The 18792-nt window shown below is 70.9% G+C and carries 19 protein-coding genes and 1 riboswitch; of the genes, 9 read left to right on the forward strand and 10 right to left on the reverse strand.

Annotated features, from left to right (window positions below):
• Positions 1 to 116 precede the first annotated feature (116 nt).
• The gene (locus ACFXDJ_RS12390; RefSeq protein WP_384652132.1) at positions 117 to 1358 is read right to left on the reverse strand and encodes an NAD(P)/FAD-dependent oxidoreductase; all 1242 of its coding nucleotides are present in this window, start codon (positions 1356 to 1358) and stop codon (positions 117 to 119) included.
• Between the two features lie 104 nt (positions 1359 to 1462).
• A riboswitch (TPP riboswitch) is annotated at positions 1463 to 1575 on the forward strand.
• On the opposite strand from ACFXDJ_RS12390, the gene thiO reads away from it, so the two are divergent.
• The 3 genes from thiO (at position 1573) to ACFXDJ_RS12405 (ending at position 3769) form a co-directional block, all read left to right on the forward strand.
• Positions 1573 to 2772 carry a glycine oxidase ThiO gene (gene thiO / locus ACFXDJ_RS12395; protein WP_384652134.1) on the forward strand — a complete coding sequence of 400 codons (1200 nt, stop codon included), beginning with the start codon at positions 1573 to 1575 and terminating at the stop codon, positions 2770 to 2772. Its footprint overlaps the riboswitch before it by 3 nt.
• Positions 2769 to 2969 (forward strand): sulfur carrier protein ThiS, encoded by a 201-nt coding sequence (gene thiS, locus ACFXDJ_RS12400; protein ID WP_384652136.1) that lies wholly within the window; start codon positions 2769 to 2771, stop codon positions 2967 to 2969. The genes thiO and thiS overlap by 4 nt, the downstream gene beginning before the upstream one ends.
• 5 nt (positions 2970 to 2974) lie before the next feature.
• Positions 2975 to 3769, forward strand: a complete 795-nt coding sequence (locus tag ACFXDJ_RS12405) for a thiazole synthase (protein WP_384652138.1) — start codon at positions 2975 to 2977, stop codon at positions 3767 to 3769.
• A 495-nt stretch (positions 3770 to 4264) separates the two neighbouring features.
• Here ACFXDJ_RS12405 and ACFXDJ_RS12410 read toward each other — a convergent pair whose 3' ends face one another.
• The 3 genes from ACFXDJ_RS12410 to ACFXDJ_RS12420 form a co-directional block, all read right to left on the reverse strand.
• The gene (locus tag ACFXDJ_RS12410) at positions 4265 to 4678 is read right to left on the reverse strand and encodes an NUDIX hydrolase (RefSeq protein ID WP_384652167.1); all 414 of its coding nucleotides are present in this window, start codon (positions 4676 to 4678) and stop codon (positions 4265 to 4267) included.
• A gap of 73 nt (positions 4679 to 4751) precedes the next feature.
• Positions 4752 to 5990, reverse strand: a complete 1239-nt coding sequence (locus ACFXDJ_RS12415; protein ID WP_384848976.1) for a helix-turn-helix domain-containing protein — start codon at positions 5988 to 5990, stop codon at positions 4752 to 4754.
• Entirely contained in the window at positions 5987 to 6307 is a 321-nt protein-coding gene (locus ACFXDJ_RS12420; RefSeq protein WP_384652142.1) for a putative quinol monooxygenase, read from the reverse strand. The genes ACFXDJ_RS12415 and ACFXDJ_RS12420 overlap by 4 nt, the downstream gene beginning before the upstream one ends.
• A 325-nt stretch (positions 6308 to 6632) precedes the next feature.
• Here ACFXDJ_RS12420 and ACFXDJ_RS12425 point away from each other — a divergent pair, with 325 nt between their 5' ends.
• From ACFXDJ_RS12425 to ACFXDJ_RS12440, 4 genes are all read left to right on the forward strand, one after another.
• Positions 6633 to 6854, forward strand: coding sequence for a hypothetical protein (locus ACFXDJ_RS12425; protein ID WP_384652144.1), 222 nt, complete (start codon positions 6633 to 6635; stop codon positions 6852 to 6854).
• Positions 6855 to 7447: 593 nt separating this feature from the next.
• Positions 7448 to 9355, forward strand: a complete 1908-nt coding sequence (gene pknB / locus ACFXDJ_RS12430; RefSeq protein WP_384652146.1) for a Stk1 family PASTA domain-containing Ser/Thr kinase — start codon at positions 7448 to 7450, stop codon at positions 9353 to 9355.
• Between the two features lie 9 nt (positions 9356 to 9364).
• Positions 9365 to 10222: a deoxyribonuclease IV gene (locus ACFXDJ_RS12435; protein ID WP_384652171.1), complete on the forward strand. Its 858-nt coding sequence runs from the start codon at positions 9365 to 9367 to the stop codon at positions 10220 to 10222.
• A 92-nt stretch (positions 10223 to 10314) separates the two neighbouring features.
• Positions 10315 to 10896, forward strand: a complete 582-nt coding sequence (locus ACFXDJ_RS12440; protein WP_384652148.1) for a DUF4396 domain-containing protein — start codon at positions 10315 to 10317, stop codon at positions 10894 to 10896.
• A gap of 45 nt (positions 10897 to 10941) precedes the next feature.
• Here the strand turns inward: ACFXDJ_RS12440 and ACFXDJ_RS12445 are convergent, their stop codons facing one another.
• On the reverse strand, positions 10942 to 11574 hold the full coding sequence (locus ACFXDJ_RS12445) for a sulfite oxidase-like oxidoreductase (protein WP_384652149.1): 633 nt from the start codon (positions 11572 to 11574) through the stop codon (positions 10942 to 10944).
• A 173-nt stretch (positions 11575 to 11747) separates the two neighbouring features.
• On the opposite strand from ACFXDJ_RS12445, the gene bfr reads away from it, so the two are divergent.
• On the forward strand, positions 11748 to 12227 hold the full coding sequence (bfr, locus tag ACFXDJ_RS12450) for a bacterioferritin (protein ID WP_330296010.1): 480 nt from the start codon (positions 11748 to 11750) through the stop codon (positions 12225 to 12227).
• Between the two features lie 24 nt (positions 12228 to 12251).
• Here the strand turns inward: bfr and ACFXDJ_RS12455 are convergent, their stop codons facing one another.
• On the reverse strand, positions 12252 to 12512 hold the full coding sequence (locus ACFXDJ_RS12455) for a bacterioferritin-associated ferredoxin (protein WP_384652151.1): 261 nt from the start codon (positions 12510 to 12512) through the stop codon (positions 12252 to 12254).
• Between the two features lie 174 nt (positions 12513 to 12686).
• The gene (locus ACFXDJ_RS12460) at positions 12687 to 14051 is read right to left on the reverse strand and encodes a class II 3-deoxy-7-phosphoheptulonate synthase (protein ID WP_384652153.1); all 1365 of its coding nucleotides are present in this window, start codon (positions 14049 to 14051) and stop codon (positions 12687 to 12689) included.
• 275 nt (positions 14052 to 14326) lie between these two features.
• On the opposite strand from ACFXDJ_RS12460, the gene ACFXDJ_RS12465 reads away from it, so the two are divergent.
• On the forward strand, positions 14327 to 16267 hold the full coding sequence (locus ACFXDJ_RS12465) for an anthranilate synthase family protein (protein ID WP_384652155.1): 1941 nt from the start codon (positions 14327 to 14329) through the stop codon (positions 16265 to 16267).
• Here the strand turns inward: ACFXDJ_RS12465 and ACFXDJ_RS12470 are convergent.
• The 3 genes from ACFXDJ_RS12470 to ACFXDJ_RS12480 all read right to left on the reverse strand — a co-directional run bounded on the left by ACFXDJ_RS12470 (position 16264) and on the right by ACFXDJ_RS12480 (position 18716).
• Positions 16264 to 16578, reverse strand: a complete 315-nt coding sequence (locus ACFXDJ_RS12470) for a hypothetical protein (protein WP_384652157.1) — start codon at positions 16576 to 16578, stop codon at positions 16264 to 16266. The genes ACFXDJ_RS12465 and ACFXDJ_RS12470 overlap by 4 nt on opposite strands.
• Before the next feature lie 21 nt (positions 16579 to 16599).
• Complete coding sequence (locus ACFXDJ_RS12475; RefSeq protein ID WP_384652159.1) at positions 16600 to 17592, reverse strand: 2-hydroxyacid dehydrogenase; 993 nt, start codon at positions 17590 to 17592, stop codon at positions 16600 to 16602.
• A gap of 95 nt (positions 17593 to 17687) precedes the next feature.
• Positions 17688 to 18716, reverse strand: a complete 1029-nt coding sequence (locus ACFXDJ_RS12480; protein WP_384652161.1) for a 6-phosphofructokinase — start codon at positions 18714 to 18716, stop codon at positions 17688 to 17690.
• Positions 18717 to 18792 lie beyond the last annotated feature (76 nt).

Below are 18792 nucleotides of genomic sequence, written 5' to 3' on the forward strand. Positions count from 1 at the left end.
CCATGCCAGGCGCGGGTCCGGGAGCCGGGGCGCCGCGCGGGGGGGGCCCCCCGCGGCCGCCCCGCCGGGGGCGGGCCGGGCCGCCCCGCCCCCGCCCGGCGCGGCTCTCCGGCCGGTCAGGCCACCGCCGATTTCAGCGGGACCGCAGGGTCGGCGACCTTGGCCGGATCCACGGACGCGCCCGACTCGATCAGGCGCCGCCCCTGGGCCAGGTCGCGCGGGCGGCCCACCGCGAGGACCGCGACCAGGCGGCCCTCCCGCAGCCAGCACACCGACCAGGTCGCGGCCGCCGGGTCGCCGCGCCACAGCATCGCGTCGGAGTCGCCGTGGTGGCCCGCGTACTGCACGAAGCGGCCGAACTGCTCCGACCAGAAGTACGGGACCGGGTCGTAGGGCTGGTCCCCGGAGCCCGCGGCCAGGATGTCGGCGGCCACCGCCCGAGGCCCCTGGAGGGCGTTGTCCCAGTGGTGCACCAGCAGCCGTGCGCCGTAGCGCCCGGACGGGAACGAAGCGCAGTCCCCCACCGCGTACACCCCGGGCAGGGAGGTGCGCAGGTGCTCGTCCGCGACGACCGCGCCGTCGGGGCCCAGCTCGACCCCCGACCCGGCCAGCCAGCCCGTCGCCGGGCGGGCCCCGATGCCGACGACCACCGCACCCGCCTCCAGTGAGCGCCCGTCCGCCAGCAGCACCCGGCCCGCCTCGACCGAAGCCACCCGCGCGCCGGTCAGCAGCTCGGCGCCCGCCTCCGCGTACCAGCGCCCCATCGGCTCGGCGACCTCGGCCGGCAGCGCGCCCGCCAGGACCCGGTCCGCCGCCTCGACCACCGTCACCGCGCAGCCCGCCTCGCGCGCCGCCGTGGCGAACTCCGCGCCGATCCAGCCCGCGCCGACGACCACCACCGCCGACCCGGCAGCCAGCACGGGGCGGAGCCGGGCCGCGTCGTCCAGGGTGCGCAGCAGGTGCACGCCCGGGACCCCCTCCGCGCCGGGCAGGGTCAGCGGCCGCGCTCCCGTGGCCAGCACGAGGACCCCGTACGGGACCGGGCCCGCCTCGGTGTCGATCTCGTGGTCGGCGGGCCGCAGTCCGGTGACCTCGACCCCGAGCCGGAGCTCGATGCCGAGCCCCTCGAAGTCGACGTCGAAGGCCGAGTCCTCGGCTTTGCCGAGGAGCACCGCCTTGGACAGCGGGGGCCGGTCGTAGGGCTGGTGGGGTTCGGCGCCCAGGAGGGTGACGGGGCCGGTCCAGCCCTGTTCCCGGAGGGCCACCGCGGTCTGGACCCCGGCCATTCCGGCGCCGACGATGACGACGCCGGGCCCGGCGTGTTCGCCGTGTTCGCTGTGTTCCGTCTGCTCGCTCACGCGGCCCACCCTAATCATCTGACGGTCCGTCAGGAATAGGGGGCCGGGATCGCCTCGGGGAGGCAGCCTTACCCCGCCGTCGGGCTCGGCGCTACTCTGGCCACCGAACCTATCGCGGGAGTCCGGGCGCACCGGGCTGAGAGGGAGGCTGGCCGGCCTCCGACCGTCCGAACCTGATCCGGGTCATGCCGGCGAAGGGAGGGGCTGGACGCCCATGCACTCAACCGTGCGCTCATCCACTAAAAGCCGGAGTTCCGGCTACGACGTCCTCGTCATCGGGGGCGGCATCATCGGCCTGGTCACCGCCTGGCGGGCGGCCCGCCTCGGGCTGCGCACCGCCATCGCCGACCCGGCACCCGGCGGCGGAGCCGCCCGGGTCGCGGCCGGCATGCTCGCCGCCGTCACCGAGCTGCACTACGGCGAGGAGACCCTGCTCGGGCTGAACCTCGCCTCCGCCGCCCGCTACCCGGAATTCGCCGCCGAGCTCGCCGAAGCCAGCGGCGGCCTGGACATCGGCTACCGCGCCTGCGGCACCCTCGCCGTCGCCCTCGATGCCGACGACCGCCTCCACCTGCGGGAACTGCACGCCCTCCAGCGCCGCTGCGGCCTGGAGTCGCAGTGGCTGACCGGCCGCGAGTGCCGACGCCTGGAGCCGCTGCTGGCCCCGGGCGTACGCGGCGGCCTGCGCGTGGACGGCGACCACCAGGTGGACCCCCGCCGGCTCGCGGCGGCGCTGCTCGCCGCCTGCGAACGCGCCGGGGTCGACTTCCACCGGGCGGCCGCGTCCCGGCTGCTGACCACCGCCGACCGGGCCACCGGCGCGGTGCTCGACGACGCCGACGCCACGGAGCTGCGCGCCGGCCAGGTGGTGCTGGCGGCGGGCTCGCTCAGCGGCCGGCTGGGCGGCGTACCGCCCGAGGTCGTGGCCCCCGTACGGCCGGTGAAGGGTCAGGTGCTGCGGCTCGCGGTGCCGCCCTCGTACGCGCCGTTCCTGTCGCGGACCGTACGGGCCGTCGTGCGCGGCAGCCACGTCTACCTGGTGCCGCGAGAGAACGGCGAGCTGGTCATCGGCGCCACCAGCGAGGAACTCGGCTGGGACACCACCGTCACCGCGGGCGGGGTCTACGAGCTGCTGCGCGACGCCCACGAGCTGGTCCCCGGCATCACCGAGCTCCCGCTCGTGGAGACCCTGGCCGGACTGCGGCCCGGCTCGCCGGACAACGCCCCGCTGCTCGGCCCGACCGACCTGCCGGGCCTGCACCTGGCCACCGGGCACTACCGCAACGGGGTCCTGCTGACCCCGCTGACCGGGGACGTCATGGCGGAGCTGCTGACCACCGGCGAACTGCCGGAGATCGCCCGCCCCTTCACCCCGCGCCGTTTCGCCCTCACGCGACAGGAGTCGTACGCATGACCATCTCCGTCAACGGCGAACCGCGCGAGATCGCGGCCGGCACCGTGCTCGCCACGGTGGTCGCCACCCTCACCCAGGCCACCAAGGGGGTCGCGGCGGCCCTCAACGAGACGGTGGTCCCGCGCGGCCAGTGGCCGTACACCCGCGTGGAAGACGGCGACCGCGTGGAGATCCTCACCGCGGTCCAGGGAGGCTGAACCAGATGACCGACGACGCTTTCACCCTGGGCGGTAGGACCTTCTCCTCCCGCCTGATCATGGGCACGGGCGGGGCCCCGAGCCTGGACATCCTGGAACGGGCGCTGGTCGCGTCCGGTACGGAACTCACCACGGTCGCGATGCGGCGACTGGACCCCACGGTCCAGGGCTCGGTCCTGTCCGTCCTGAACAAGCTCGGCATCGCGGTCCTACCGAACACGGCGGGCTGCTTCACCGCCGGCGAGGCCGTACTGACGGCCCGGCTGGCGCGCGAGGCGCTCGGCACGGACTGGATCAAGCTGGAGGTCGTAGCGGACGAGCGGACGCTCCTCCCGGACGGGGTGGAACTCCTCGACGCCGCCGAGATCCTGGTGGACGAGGGCTTCACCGTCCTCCCCTACACCAACGACGACCCGGTCCTCGCCCGCAAACTGGAGGACGTGGGCTGCGCGGCGATCATGCCGCTGGGCTCTCCGATCGGCTCCGGGATGGGCATCCGCAACCCGCACAACTTCGAGCTGATGGTGGAGCGGGCGGGCGTCCCGGTCATCCTGGACGCGGGGGCCGGCACGGCCTCGGACGCCGCCCTGGCCATGGAACTGGGCTGCTCGGCGGTCATGCTCGCCTCCGCGGTGACCCGCGCGCAGCTCCCGGTCCTGATGGCCGCGGCCATGCGCGACGCGGTCTCGGCGGGCCGCCTGGCCCACCGCGCCGGCCGAATCCCCCAACGCCGCTTCGCAGAACCCTCCTCCCCGACGGAGGGCCGCGCAGCCCTGGACCCGGAACGCCCGGCGTTCTGAGGGGGCTGTACGGGTTCACACGCGCGCGGGGCCTTCACCCCCTCGACCCCCACCCCGCCCCGGTGGCTGCCCACCCGCCCCCCTCGGGGCCTGAGCGGGACCGCATTGCGCTGCGCGGCGGGGTCGGGGGGATGGCGGGGTCCGGCCCCGCCGGAATCAGAGAAGGACTCTGGGTTTCCCGTCAGTCTCATCGTCCTTCCGCGCCGGGTCGGCCTGTCAAGGGCGCTCCTACGTCGCGTCGCTCCGCGATGGCCTCCGGCCACCCTTGACAGACCGACCCACCACGGAAAAACGAAGACTGGCGGCAAACCCCAAAAGAACGGGCCGGGGGACGAGTTCCAGACCGAGCCAGATCAGAGACACGCGGGCAGGCACCCAGAAAAGACGACCAGACCCACACCCGCCAGCGACGAACAGCCCAGCGGCAGCGTGCGCGCGACAGATCGCTACACGCTCCTCAACGCTCAGCGTCCGACGGCCGTCTGGAGCCGAGGTCTAAAGCCCAGCCCTCAGGAGATCGCGTCCGTCGTGACTTCGTACGTGCGGTCCGTCGGTGTCTAGGGCGTCCAGCAGGCGGATCGCATAGGCCTCCGACATCCGCTCGGTCACCTCCTCGGGCGTGAGCCACTGGACTGCGGTGGCTTCGTCGGTGAGGCGTTCCGTTCCTCCTGAGGGCTTGCAGCGGAAGACCAGGGCCACGACGCCCGCCACGACGTTCTTGTAGACGCCGGTGAGCCGGTCCACCTCGACGTGGATACCGGTTTCCTCCAGGACCTCCCGGCGCACCCCGTCCTCCGGAGTCTCCGCCAGCTCCAGCACTCCGCCCGGCAGCTCCCACGCCCCGTTGTCCGCCCGCCGGATCGCCAACAGCCGACCGTCATCCCGCGCCACTACTCCCGCTACGGACACGGAGTGGCGTGGCGTTGACCGGTTCGGCTGGGCTCTGTTGGTCACAGCAGCTACTTCCGTCGCGTCGTGACGCTCATGTGAGGCTGTCCGTACGCTCTGCCAGTGCGCGGAGTTCGTCTGACGCGGACCGGCCCGCTGCGAGTACGAGGTCTCGCACAACTGCCTGGGCTGCCGCGTGGGTCTGGATCACCTCGGGTGCCAGCTCCTCGGCGCGCAGAAGGCAGTCCAGCGCGTCGGCATACTGGCGGCGTTGCGCGTGGGCTCGGCCCAGATCCATCAGCAGACGCGCCTGCCGCTCGGAGGACAGGCCGTCCATGCGGAGTCCATTGGCGATGTCGAGCGCCTCGCCGGCATCGCCGAGCTCGACTGCGGTCGAGACGGCCTGGATCTCCACGTTCGTGGGACCGAATTCAAGATTGAAGTCGTTACGGTTCTCGCCCAGCAGACTGGCTACCCTTCGGGCGGCGTCGATCTGCTGCCGCGCCGACGCCCGCTCGCCCGAGCGGGCGTGCACGAGTGCCAGCATCAGGTGCAGCGATCCCAGCACCGAGAGGTGCTGAGGCGTGGGCGCGTTGCGTTCGACATGTTGCAGGAGGGCGCTGACCGCCGTGGCGGCAGTGTGCTCGGCCTGGTCGAGCCGCTTCAAACGGACGAAGGCATGGCAGAGGCGGTAGATCCCGGCGAAGACGCCGAGGGTGCTGCCGGAATGCTCCGCCTCGCGGATCGCCCGATCCGCCGCAACCCATGCGGCATCCGCCTCGTTCTGGCGAACGAAAGCCGCAGACAGGGCTTGGTAGACCCTGGCCAGCAGATCGTGCAGTTCAGGTAGGTACTCAGTCGGCGCCGTTCGTACGGCCCGCTCCAGCAGCGGAACCGACGAGCTTATGGCCGCGCTCAATTCGGCGAAATGACCGCCGTGGGTGAGCTCCCAGATCCTGTCTACCGATGCTCGAAAGTCGATAAGGCAATCCGGACTGAAGTCCTGGCGGGGGTTGAGGAGGACATCGAGCGCAGAGTGCCCGGAGAGCACCAGACGAGCCTGATCGAGATCGTTCGTGACCGGTTCGGACGCCGTCTCGACCTCCGCCGGGGCGGGGGCATCCGGCTGCAGCACCTGGAGCGGCACGCCGAGGCCGTCAGCGAGCAGCCGCAGCACATCCAGGCGGTTCACCGGCTGGATGCCCCGTTCGACCTGGGACAGCCAGCTCGCCGTACGGCCGATGGCCGTGGCGAGTTCCCCCTGCGTCATGCTCCTCTGCTTGCGCAGATCAGCCACTCGCGTGCCAAAGGCGCGCCGCTCCTCGGAACTCACTGCTGCGCTGCCACCTTCCCGACGGTCATGTCGAGGAACGTGACCTCGACACCGGCAAGGTACTGCCCCCGTTCAGCGAGGAAGTACTTCGTGTGCGGCTGCGCCTCGTGGACGTCGAACGCGGCGCGGTCCGCGTACAGCTCGTAGAACACCCGCACCAAAGGCTCGCCTTGTGGTACGTGCACCACGTAGGCCAGCGTGCCCGGCTCTGCGCTCTTGATGCCCTCCAGGGTGGTCGCACACAGCTCGTCGAATGCCGTCGCGGCGTCCTGGTCGCGCAGCGAGAAGCGCACGACCAGGCCGAATCCCTCGCTCATACGTGCTCCTTTCGAGTCGCGGCCAGTCTCGCAGATACGCAGTGTTTCTGCGAGTAACAGATTTTCTTGACTCGCAGAATTTCTGCGAGTAGCTTCGTGGTCGAGCTGCTACCCAGTGCAATGTGAGAGCGGCCGCTCCACCTGCTACGCAAAGGAGACGCGCACGTGCGTCAGATCCCCGTAGACACCTCGGCCTCCGAGACAGCGAGCACCTCAGACACACCCTCGGCAGGGGTGACTGCAGCGGTTGAACCCAGCGCTGACCTACTCGACCGGGCATTGGTCGGCTGGGAGCTCTTCCTCAGCACCTTCGAGCAAGCGCCCGATGAGTGAGCGCTACGAGTACGTCCCCCATCAGCTTCTGCGCCGTCGCGTCCGCGACATCGCATCCGGCGCCGAGGGGGAGTTGATGGCCGTGATCAACGAGAACGTCTCGGACTCCGCCGCCCACGAGCGCTGGATGAAGCTGGCCTACATCCGCGACACTTCCGGCCGCGAGTTCACCACCGCGATCCAGAACGTCGAAACGGTCAGCTGGACGACGTGATCGTCGCTCTGGTCGCTGTTTGGTGCGGGCAGCAGCCCATGACGGCCGTCGGACGCTGAGGGATGAGGAGCGTGTAGCGATCTGTCGCGCGCCCGCTGCCGCCGGGCTGCTCACCGCTGCCGAGTGTGGGTCTGGCCGTCTTTCCCGGGCGCCCTGCCCGCGCTTCTCTGATTGGGCTCGGTATGGAACGCATCCCCCGGCCCGTCCTTTTGGGGTTTTCCGGCTGCCTTCGTTTTTCCGTGGCGGGTCGGTCTGTCAAGGGTGGCCGAAGGCCATCGCGAAGCGACGCGAACGTAGTGAGCGCCCTTGACGGGCCGGCCCGACGCGGAAGGACGATGAGGCTGACGGAGAGCCCCAAACCCTCAACGCTTCCGGTCGGCCCGGACCCCGCCGTCCCCCGACCCCGCCGCGCTCGCGGTCGGGTCCCGCCCCGGTTCCGAGGGGGGTGGGTGGGCAGCCACCGGCCAGGGGTGGGGGCTGAGGGGGTGAAGGCCCCGCACGCGCGAGGCCCCGTACGCCCCCACCGTCACAGCTGCGCTGCAACCGCCCCCGGCCCGGGACGGCCCGCCGCCCCGCCCTCGTAGAATCGGCGGGTGGACACGACCCTGGATGATCCCCTTGTCGGGCAGACGCTCGATGGCCGCTACCGCGTGGACGCCCGTATCGCGGCCGGCGGCATGGCCACGGTCTACCGGGCCGTCGACACCCGGCTCGACCGGATCCTCGCGCTGAAGGTGATGCATCCGGCGCTCGCCGCCGACGGTGCCTTCGTCGACCGGTTCATCCGCGAGGCCAAGTCCGTCGCCCGCCTCGCCCACCCCAACGTCGTGGCCGTCTTCGACCAGGGCACGGACGGCCGGTACACGTACCTCGCCATGGAGTACGTCTCCGGCTGCACCCTGCGTGACGCGCTCCGCGAGCGCGGCGCGCTCCAGCCCCGCGCGGCGCTGGACATCCTCGAACCGGTCCTCGCCGCCCTCGGCGCCGCGCACCGGGCCGGCTTCGTGCACCGCGACATGAAGCCCGAGAACGTGCTGATCGGCGACGACGGCCGGGTGAAGGTGGCCGACTTCGGGCTGGTGCGGTCCGTGGACTCCGTCACGCACACCACCGGCTCCGTCCTGGGCACCGTCTCCTACCTCGCCCCCGAGCAGATCGAGAACGGGGTCACCGACACCCGCGTGGACGTCTACGCCTGCGGCATCGTGCTCTACGAGATGCTCACCGGCGCCAAGCCCCACGCGGGAGAGAGCCCCGCGCAGGTGCTCTACCAGCACCTCAACGCTGACGTGCCGCCGCCCTCGGCAGCCGTCCCCGGGCTGCCCGCCGCGCTGGACGAGCTCGTCGCCCACGCCACCGCGCGCAATCCCGAGCTGCGCCCCCACGACGCCGCCGCGCTGCTCGGGCTGGTCCTCGACACCCGCTCGGGGCTGGGCGACGCCGAGCTGGACTCCGTACCGCCGCAGGCGCGGGCCGAGGTGCGGACCTCCGCCGAGGACCGCACCAGTGTGATCGCGCGGCCGGCGGCCGAGCCCGTCTCCCACACCTCCCGGCTCGCGGTCCCGCCGCCTCCGCCCGCGCCCACGCACCGGACGGCGGCCCCGAGGTCGAGCCGCCGCGGGCCGCTGCTCGTCATCGTCGCCGTACTGCTCGCCCTGGGCGTCGGCACCGGCGTCTGGTACATCAGCTCCGGCCAGTTCACCAAGGTCCCGAACCTGCTCGGCAAGACCGAGGAGCAGGCCAGGACCCAGCTGTCGGCGGCCGGTCTCGGGGTGAAGCGGGTCGACCGGAAGTTCAGCAACAGCTTCGACAAGGGGACGGTGATGAACACCGATCCCGCCGGCGGCAAGCGGATACGGGGCAACGGCGCGGTGGTCGTCACCATCTCGCGCGGCCCCGAGACCGTCGCGGTCCCCGATCTGAAGGGCAAGCCGCTGGAGGCGGCGAAGACGGAGCTGACCTCGGCCGGTCTGGCGCCCGGGATCGTCACCCAGGCCTTCAGCCAGGACGTCCCCCAGGGCTCGGTGATCAGCACGGACCCGGCGGCGGACGGCCCGAAGCGCGCCCTCGACACGGCGGTCGCCCTGGTGGTCAGCAAGGGCCGCCCGGTGCCGGTGCCGGGCGTCGCGGGCAAGCCGCTCGACCAGGCCCGGTCGGCCCTGGAGGGCGCCGGACTGAAGGTGGAGACCGCCCCCGAGCAGGTCAACTCCCCCTCCCCCGCCGGTACGGTCGCCAACCAGTCGGTGGCCGCAGGCACCCAGGCCGCCGCCGGGGACACCGTCACCCTCACCGTGTCCAAGGGCCCCCGCCAGATCCCGGTGCCGGACGTCACCGGCCAGGAGGCGGACGCGGCCCGCAAGACCCTGGAGGGGCTGGGCTTCAAAGTGAAGGTCGACAAGCCCTTCCTCTCCTTCAGCAACACCATCGACGCCCAGTCGGTACCCGCCGGCCAGAGCGCCGCCGAGGGCAGCACCATCACCATCAGGACCAAGGGGCTGTAGCACCAAGTGATACGCAATCCAGTGGGCGGGCACGTTCCCGTCGCGGGCGGGCTGGCCTCGGTCGGTCTGACGTACGCCCGCGAGATGGGGGCCGAGGCCGTCCAGGTCTTCGTCGCGAATCCGCGCGGCTGGGCCACCCCGGCCGGCAATCCGGCGCAGGACGAGCTGTTCCGCGCGGCCTGTGCGGCCGAGGAGATCCCGGCGTACGTGCACGCGCCGTACCTGATCAACTTCGGCTCGCACACCGGGGCGACCGTGGAGAAGTCCGTGGAGTCGCTGCGGCACTCGCTGCGCCGGGCCCGCGCGATCGGCGCGCTCGGGGTGGTCGTGCACACCGGCTCGGCGACCGGGGGACGGCCGCGCAAGGAGGCGTACGCGCAGGTCAGGGAGCACATGCTGCCGCTGCTGGACGAGCTGACGCACGAGGACGACCCCTTCCTGCTGCTGGAGTCGACGGCCGGGCAGGGCTCCTCGCTGTGCTCGCGGACCTGGGACTTCGGCCCGTACTTCGACGCGCTCGACCACCACCCGAAGCTCGGGATCTGCCTCGACACCTGCCACATCTTCGCGGCCGGACACGATCTGGCGGCGCCGGGCGGGACCAAGCAGACGCTGGACCTGCTGGTGGACACGGTCGGCGAGGGCCGGCTGAAGCTGGTCCACGCGAACGACTCCAAGGAGGGCGTGGGCGCCCACAAGGACCGGCACGAGAACATCGGGCAGGGTCACATCGGCCGGGACGCCTTCGCCGAACTGTTCACGCATCCGGCGATGGAGGGCGTACCGCTGATCACGGAGACGCCGGGCGGCAAGGAAGGGCACGCGGCGGACGTGGCGCTGCTGAAGGAGCTGCGCGGGCTCGGATGATCCCTTGATCCCTTGAGGAATACCCCCGGGGGGTATACGGTTCTGTCATATCGACAGAGCCGTTACTCGGCGTTCCACGTCAGGGGGTTGTCATGGAGCACGTACACGAGCACCACGATCACGAGCAGCACGAACACCAGCAGCACCACGAACAGCACGAACACCAGCAGCACGCGGACCACGCGCACCACGAGCACCAGCACGAAGGGCACGCGCACGGGGGCCACGGCGGCGGGAAGGTCACCTGGGCCGCCGCCGCACAGGCCACTCTGCACTGCCTGACCGGATGCGCCATCGGCGAGGTGCTCGGCATGATCGTCGGCACCGCACTCGGATGGGGGAACGTACCGACGATGATCCTCGCGATCGTCCTCGCGTTCTTCTTCGGCTACGCCCTCACCCTGCGCGGGATCCGCGCGGCCGGCGTGGACTTCCGTACGGCCATCCGGGTGGCACTGGCGGCGGACACCCTTTCGATCGCCGTCATGGAGCTGATCGACAACGGGGTGATCGTGGTCTGGCCGGGAGCCATGGACGCGACGCTCTCGGAGGCGCTGTTCTGGATCGCGCTGGCCATCTCGCTCGCGCTGGCCTTCGTCGTCACGACCCCGGTCAACAGGTGGATGATCGGCCGCGGCAAGGGTCACGCGGTCGTCCACCAGTACCACCACTGAGGGACCCCGAAGAGGGACCCACAGACCTACAGGCAGGCCACAGACCTACAGCTCCGGGCCGTCCCCCGGCTCCTCCTGGTACGAGTAGCGCTGCTCGCGCCAGGGGTCGCCGATGTTGTGATAGCCGCGCTCCTCCCAGAAGCCGCGGCGGTCGGCGGTCATGTACTCGACGCCCCGGACCCACTTGGGGCCCTTCCACGCGTAGAGGTGCGGCACCACGAGCCGCAGCGGGAAACCGTGCTCCGCGGTGAGCAGTTCACCGCCCTGGTGGGTGGCGAACAGGGCTCGCTCGGAAGCGAAGTCTTCGAGCCGCATGTTGGAGCTGAAGCCGTACTCCGCCCACACCATCACGTGCGTGACCTGCGGGGACGGCGGGGCGATGGCGAGGATCTCGCGGGTGAGCACGCCGCCCCATTCGGCGCCGGTCATGCTGAACTTCGTCACGCAGTGCAGGTCCGCCACGACGGACTCGAACGGCAGGGCCGCGAACTCCTCGTGGTTCCAGCAGTGCTTCTCACCGTCGGCCGTCGCGCCGAAGACGCGGAACTCCCAGCGGTCCGGCTTGAACTTGGGTACGGGCCCGTAATGGGTGACCGGCCAGCCTCGCTGCAACCGCTGCCCCGGGGGAAGCTCCAGCTGCTCTGATCCCGGAGATTCCCGGCTTTCCGGCTGACCCATGACTCCATGGTGACAGACTTGGCGGGGTGGTCATGACCAGCTGCGGACCGAATCGGGCAAGTCACGGTAACTCCCACTAAGGAGGCACTTACTGGACGGCCCCCGGAGGCGGTGCAAGGATGCGCGCAACTGCCCAGTCACATTGCTGACATTGCTTGGAAGGAGCCTCTGCGATGCAGGGCGACCCCGAGGTCCTTGAGTTTCTGAACGAGCAGCTGACCGGCGAGCTTACGGCGATCAACCAGTACTGGCTCCACTACCGGATCCAGGACAACAAGGGCTGGACGAAGCTCGCGAAGTACACCCGTGCCGAGTCCATCGACGAGATGAAGCACGCGGACAAGATCACCGAGCGCATCCTGATGCTCGACGGCCTGCCGAACTACCAGCGCCTCTTCCACGTCCGCGTGGGTCAGACGCTGACCGAGATGTTCCAGTGCGACCGCCAGGTCGAGGTCGAGGCCATCGACCGGCTCAAGCGCGGTATCGAGGTCATGCGCGGCAAGGGCGACGTCACCTCGGCGCGGCTCTTCGAGGAGATCCTGGAGGACGAGGAGCACCACATCGACTACCTCGACACCCAGCTGGAGCTCATCGAGTCCATCGGCGAGCCGCTGTACATCGCGCAGCTGCTGGAACAGCCCGAGAGCTAGGCCGTACGCGAGGGGTCGCGGGCCCTACGCGGCTTCGGCGAGCTCCGCACCCACAGGCAGTACAAGCGGGTCGGCGGCGAGCACGGCGGCCGCGTTGCCCTTCTCCAGCAGCTCACGGCGCGGGCAGGCCCCGCGGCCGAGGAGGCCCTGGATGGTGCGGACGCAGGAACCGCAGTCGGTGCCGGCCTTGGTGGCCGAGGCGATCTGGCGCGGGGTGCAGGCCCCGGCGGCCGCGTGGTCCTTGACCTGCTTGTCGGTGACTCCGAAGCAAGAGCAGACGTACAACGCGGTTCACCTCCCTGACCGGAATGGTTCGGCGAGCCATCCCCTATTCGGTGAGGCTTACCTAACCGTACCCGAAGTTAGGGTGGCCTAAAAGAGGTGGGAACGAGGATGGGGCGCGGATCACATTCGATCCGCGCCCCATCGTCTTGCCGGTCCTACCGCTCTTACCCGCTCCTACTGGTCGCGGTACATCTCGGCGACCAGGAACGCCAGGTCCAGGGACTGGCTGCGGTTCAGGCGCGGGTCGCAGGCCGTCTCGTAGCGCTGGTGCAGGTCGTCGACGAAGATCTCGTCGCCGCCGCCCACGCACTCGGTGACGTCGTCACCGGTGAGCTCGACGTGGATGCCGCCCGGGTGGGTGCCGAGGCCCTTGTGGACCTCGAAGAAGCCCTTGACCTCGTCGAGCACGTCGTCGAAACGGCGCGTCTTGTGGCCGGAGGCCGCCTCGAAGGTGTTGCCGTGCATCGGGTCGGTGACCCAGACGACGTTCGCGCCGGAGGCGGTGACCTTCTCGACCAGCTCGGGGAGCTTGTCGCGGACCTTGTCGGCGCCCATGCGGACGACGAAGGTCAGGCGGCCCGGCTCGCGGTCGGGGTCCAGCCGGTCGATGTACGTCAGGGCCTCGTCCACCGTGGTGGTGGGGCCGAGCTTGACGCCGATCGGGTTGGCGATCTGCGAGCAGAACTCGATGTGCGCGTGGTCCAGCTGGCGGGTGCGCTCACCGATCCAGACCATGTGGCCGGAGGTGTCGTACAGCCGGCCGGTGCGCGAGTCCGTACGGGTGAGGGCGCCCTCGTAGTCGAGCAGCAGCGCCTCGTGGGAGGCGTAGAACTCGACGGCCTTGAACTCGGCCGGGTCGGTGCCACAGGCCTTCATGAAGTTCAGCGCGTTGTCGATCTCCCGCGCGAGCTGCTCGTAGCGCTGCCCGGACGGGGAGTTCTTCACGAAGTCCTGGTTCCAGGCGTGCACCTGGCGCAGGTCGGCGTAACCACCGGTGGTGAAGGCGCGCACCAGGTTCAGCGTCGACGCGGACGCGTGGTACATGCGCTTCAGCCGCTCGGGGTCCGGGATCCGGGCCTCTTCGGTGAAGGCGAAGCCGTTGACGGAGTCGCCGCGGTAGGTCGGCAGGGTGATGCCGTCGCGGGTCTCGGTGTCCTTGGAGCGCGGCTTGGAGTACTGGCCCGCGATGCGGCCGACCTTGACGACCGGCACGGAGGCCGCGTACGTCAGGACGGCGCTCATCTGGAGCAGCGTCTTCAGCTTGGCGCGGATGTGGTCTGCGGATACGGCGTCGAAGGCCTCGGCGCAGTCGCCGCCCTGCAGCAGGAACGCCTCGCCCTTGGCGACGGCTCCCAGACGGGCGCGCAGCTGGTCGCACTCACCCGCGAAAACGAGGGGCGGATACGACTCGAGGTCCGCGACAACAGCGCGCAGGGCCTCGGCATCGGGGTACGAAGGCTGCTGCGCCGCGGGAAGGTCTCGCCAGGTCGCCTTGGAGGCGGGGGCTTGGGTTTCAGCGTTCACGGTCACCTCACACACATTACGGCGTCACACGACGCGTCCGGCCATGGTGACCACTACCTGAGACGGATGTCTCTCCCTGTGTTACTCACCCGTTTACTCCGCCTGGTGGGCTAGGGTTCACCGCATGTACGCGCACACGAACAAGAACTGGTGGTGGACCGCTCCCGGCGGCCCGCCCCTCGTGCGTACCTGAAGACACGAGCCACGCGAAGGCCGCCCCGAGGGGCGGCCTTCCGTGTTTCTCCCGAAGCGCGGGCCGCCCCTCCATCACCCGGAAGGACGCCCCCTCCATGTCTCTGCCCATGGACCCCAGCCGACTGACCGCCCTGTTCGACCGCCTCGGACGTTCCGGCGGATCCGACGGTTCCAGCGGTTCCCACGGATCCACTCCGCCGTTCGCGCTGCTGCGCCGCCGCACGCCCGGCCGCGACCACGACACCGTGGAGGTCCTGACCGGCCCGGTCCACGAGGTCGAGCACCTCGCCGACCTGCCCGTCGGCGAGCGGCCCGCCCTGGCCCTCGTACCCTTCCGGCAGATCCGGGAGCGCGGGTTCGACGTGCGCGACGACGGCACCCCGCTGAGCGTGCTGATCGCCGAAGAGGCGTACGAGGTTCCGCTCGCCGAGGCGCTGGCCGCGCTGCCCGACCACGAGGTGCGGGTCGACGGCGGCGGCTTCGACGTCCCCGACGAGGAGTACGCGGACACCGTCCGGCGGGTCATCGAGGAGGAGATCGGCCGCGGCGAGGGCGCGAACTTCGTCATCCGGCGCACCTACGAGGGCCGGATCGAGGGCTTCGGCCCCACCGACGCGCTCGCGCTGTTCCGGCGGCTGCTGGAGGGCGAGCGGGGGGCGTACTGGACGTACGTGGTCCACACGGGTGACCGGACGCTCGTCGGGGCCAGTCCCGAGGTACACGTTCGGATGACCGGCGGCACGGTCGTCATGAACCCGATCAGCGGCACCTACCGGTATCCGGCCGGCGGGCCGACCGCGAAGTCCCTCCTCTCCTTCCTCGGGGACCGCAAGGAGACCGAGGAACTGTCCATGGTCGTGGACGAGGAGCTCAAGATGATGTGCACCGTCGGGGACATGGGCGGGGTGGTCGTCGGCCCCCGGCTCAAGGAGATGGCGCACCTCGCGCACACCGAGTACGAGCTGCGCGGCCGCTCCTCGCTGGACGTGCGCGAGGTGCTGAGGGAGACGATGTTCGCGGCGACGGTGACCGGCTCCCCGGTGCAGAACGCCTGCCGGGTCATCGAACGGTACGAGACCGGCGGCCGCGCCTATTACGCGGGCGCGCTGGCGCTGCTGGGCGTGGACGCGGCCGGGGCGCAGACCCTGGACTCGCCGATCCTCATCCGCACGGCCGACATCGCGGCGGACGGCGCGCTGCGGGTGCCCGTCGGCGCCACCCTCGTCCGGCACTCCGACCCGGCGGGCGAGGTCGCCGAGACCCACGCGAAGGCGGCGGGCGTCCTCGCGGCGCTGGGCGTCCGCCCGGCGGCGGTGCGGCCCTCCTTCGCCGGGGCCCGGCTGGCCGACGACCCCCGGGTCCAGGCCGCCCTGGCAGCGCGCCGCGAGGACCTGGCGCCGTTCTGGCTCCGGATGCAGGAGCGGCCGGCCGCGGTGACGGGCCACGCGCTGGTGGTGGACGGCGAGGACACCTTCACCTCGATGCTGGGGCACGTGCTGCGGGTGGCCGGGCTGGAGGTGACCGTACTGCGCCATGACGCCCCGGGCCTGCGGGCGGCGGCCCTGGCCTGGGACGGGCCGATCGTGCTGGGCCCCGGCCCGGGGAACCCGGCGGACGCCTCGGACCCGAAGATGGCGCTGCTGCGCGGGCTGACGGCGGAGCTCCTGGCCACGCACCGGGGCGGGCTGCTCGGGGTCTGTCTGAGCCACCAGCTGCTGGCCGCGGAGCTGGGGCTCCCGCTGGTGCGCAAGGCGGAGCCGGCGCAGGGGGCGCAGACGCGGATCCCGCTCTTCGGGACGGAGGAGGTCGTGGGCTTCTACAACACGTACGCGGCCCAGTGCTCGGCGGAGCAGGAGCGGTCCCTGGCCCTGCGGGGCATCGAGGTCTCCCGGGACCCGGCCACGGGCGAGGTCCACGCGCTGCGGTCCCTCGCCGGGGGCTTCGCGGGGGTCCAGTTCCACCCGGAGTCGGTGCTGACGCTGCGGGGTGCGGAGCTGGTGCGCGGGCTGGTCGCCGGGGTGATGGCGGGGGTCTAGCCGGCCTCGACGCCCTTGGCCGCGGTCCGGGCCTTCGCCTCGCGGCGGGCCCGGGCATCTCGGACCGTCTTCCAGAGCATGACCGGGCCGAGCGCGACCAGCGCGCCGAAGGCGACGGCCGGGTGGTCGCCGCCCGTGGCGAGCGTGCCGATCAGCACCGTGCCGAGCGCGTGGTCGAGGGCGTCGAGCCCGGGGCCGGTCCGGTGGCCCGCCCCGGCCCGCCGCATCCGGTTCAGGTACATCAGTGCGAGGAGGAGGTTCAGCGCGGCGAAGGCGAGCAGGGTCCAGCGAACCGCTACGGGTATGTCCACGCGGGTGACTCTAGTGCCGCGTCAGGCAGGGCTCAGGGTGTTTTCCGAGCGGCGCCCCGCCAGGTAGTCCGCGACGTTGGAGACGGTGGTGTCGATGATCTGACCCACCGCGTCGTGGGTGTAGTACGCCTGGTGGGAGGTGACCACCACGTTCGGGAAGGTGATCAGGCGCGCCAGGGTGTCGTCCTCGACGACCACCAGCGACTTGTCCAGGAAGAAGAGCCCGGCCTCCGCCTCGTACACGTCCAGGCCCACGCCCGCGAAGCGGCCCGACCGCAACTCCGTGACCAGCGCGTCCGTGTCCACCAGGCCGCCGCGGCTGGAGTTCACCAGGATCGCGTCGTCCTTCATCGTCTTCAGCGCCTCGGCGCCGATGATGTGGTGCGTGGACTCCAGCAGCGGGACGTGCAGGCTGATCAGGTCCGAGGACGCGAACAGCTCGTCCTTGTCCACGTACTTCATGCCCAGCTCCACGCACGCCGGGTTCTGCGCGACGTCCCAGCCCAGCAGGTTCATCCCGAAGCCGTGCGCGATCCGGGTGAACGCCTCGCCGATCTTGCCGGTGCCGAGCACCCCCACCGTACGGCCGCGCATGTCGCGGCCCATCAGGCCGTTCAGCCGGAAGTCGAAGTCCCGGGTGCGGTTCGAGGCGCGGACGATCCGCCGGTTCACGGCCATGGCCAGGGTCCAGGCGAACTCGGCCACCGAGTACGGGGAGTAGTACGACACCCGGCTGACCGTCAGGCCGAGCTGCCGGGCGACCGGCAGGTCGATGTTGTTGAAGCCGGTGGAGCGCTGGGCGATCATCTTCGTCCCGCCCGCCGCCAGGGTCCGCAGGACCCGCCCGTTCAGGTCGGCGTTGACGCTGGAGGAGACGATCTCGTACCCGGCCGCGATGGGGGCGGTGTCCTCGCTCAGGAAGACGTCCAGGCAGCGCACCTCGTGCTGCCCCGCGAACGCCTTCTCCATGAGCGGCTTCTCGTCTCCCTGCACCCCGAATGCCAGGATTTCCACGTTCGCTCCCGTACTGCACGCAAGATTCGGACCATGGGCCGTTTGTCACCTTACGACCCATGATCCTCGTACGCGCTGAGGCCCAGCCGGGGAACTCAGCCGAAGAACACTCCGGCCTCCTTGTACAGCGCCGGGTCCACCGTCTTGAGCTTCGCCGTCGCCTCCGCGATCGGCACCCGCACGATGTCCGTCCCTTGGAGGGCGACCATCTTGCCGAAGTCCCCGTCGCGCACCGCGTCGATCGCGTGCAGCCCGAACCGGGTCGCCAGCCACCGGTCGAACGCGCTCGGCGTACCTCCCCGCTGGATGTGCCCGAGCACGGTCGTACGGGCTTCCTTGCCGGTCCGCGCCTCGATCTCCTTGGCCAGCCACTCGCCCACGCCCGACAGCCGGACGTGGCCGAAGGAGTCCTGGGTGGCATCCTTCAGCACCATTTCGCCGTCCTTGGGCATCGCACCCTCGGCGATGCACACGATCGGCGCGTAGCTCGCCTTGAACCGCGAGGTCACCCACTCGCACACCTGGTCCACGTCGAAGCGCTGCTCCGGGATGAGGATGACGTTGGCACCGCCCGCCAGCCCCGAGTGCAGGGCGATCCAGCCGGCGTGGCGGCCCATCACCTCCACGACCAGGACCCGCATGTGGGATTCGGCGGTGGTGTGCAGCCGGTCGATGGCCTCGGTGGCGATCCCGACGGCCGTGTCGAAGCCGAAGGTGTAGTCGGTGCCCGACAGGTCGTTGTCGATGGTCTTCGGGACGCCGACGCACGGGATCCCGTACTCCTCGTACAGCTTGGCGGCCACGCCCAGGGTGTCCTCGCCGCCGATCGCGACGAGGGCATCGACCTCGTACTTGGCCAGGTTCTCCTTGATCCGGCGGACGCCGTTCTCCAGCTTGAACGGGTTGGTGCGCGAGGAGCCGAGGATGGTTCCGCCGCGCGGCAGGATCCCGCGGACGGCGGGGATGCCGAGCGGGACGGTGTCCCCTTCGACCGCGCCGCGCCAGCCGTCCTTGAACCCGATGAACTCGTACTGGTACTCCTGCACGCCCTTGCGCACGACGCTGCGGATGACCGCGTTGAGACCTGGGCAGTCGCCGCCGCCCGTCAGCACTCCGACCTTCATGGAACATCCCTTCGCCACGGGGCCCGCTGAGGCCGCAGGGCCCGCATGACCGTCACGCTAGTGGTGACTCAGGTCA

Origin of the sequence: Streptomyces sp. NPDC059443 (assembly GCF_042750105.1) — a bacterium.
Taxonomy (GTDB): Bacteria; Actinomycetota; Actinomycetes; order Streptomycetales; family Streptomycetaceae; genus Streptomyces.

Bases quoted from the DNA above. Each gene is read 5' to 3' on its own strand.
- ACFXDJ_RS12405 (WP_384652138.1), top strand. From the start codon at position 2,975: ATGACCGACGACGCTTTCACCCTGGGCGGTAGGACCTTCTCCTCCCGC.
- ACFXDJ_RS12425 (WP_384652144.1), top strand. From the start codon at position 6,633: ATGAGTGAGCGCTACGAGTACGTCCCCCATCAGCTTCTGCGCCGTCGC.
- thiS (WP_384652136.1), top strand. From the start codon at position 2,769: ATGACCATCTCCGTCAACGGCGAACCGCGCGAGATCGCGGCCGGCACC.
- ACFXDJ_RS12445 (WP_384652149.1), bottom strand. From the start codon at position 11,574: ATGGGTCAGCCGGAAAGCCGGGAATCTCCGGGATCAGAGCAGCTGGAG.
- thiO (WP_384652134.1), top strand. From the start codon at position 1,573: ATGCACTCAACCGTGCGCTCATCCACTAAAAGCCGGAGTTCCGGCTAC.
- bfr (WP_330296010.1), top strand. From the start codon at position 11,748: ATGCAGGGCGACCCCGAGGTCCTTGAGTTTCTGAACGAGCAGCTGACC.
- ACFXDJ_RS12440 (WP_384652148.1), top strand. From the start codon at position 10,315: ATGGAGCACGTACACGAGCACCACGATCACGAGCAGCACGAACACCAG.
- ACFXDJ_RS12480 (WP_384652161.1), bottom strand. From the start codon at position 18,716: ATGAAGGTCGGAGTGCTGACGGGCGGCGGCGACTGCCCAGGTCTCAAC.
- ACFXDJ_RS12420 (WP_384652142.1), bottom strand. From the start codon at position 6,307: ATGAGCGAGGGATTCGGCCTGGTCGTGCGCTTCTCGCTGCGCGACCAG.
- ACFXDJ_RS12465 (WP_384652155.1), top strand. From the start codon at position 14,327: ATGTCTCTGCCCATGGACCCCAGCCGACTGACCGCCCTGTTCGACCGC.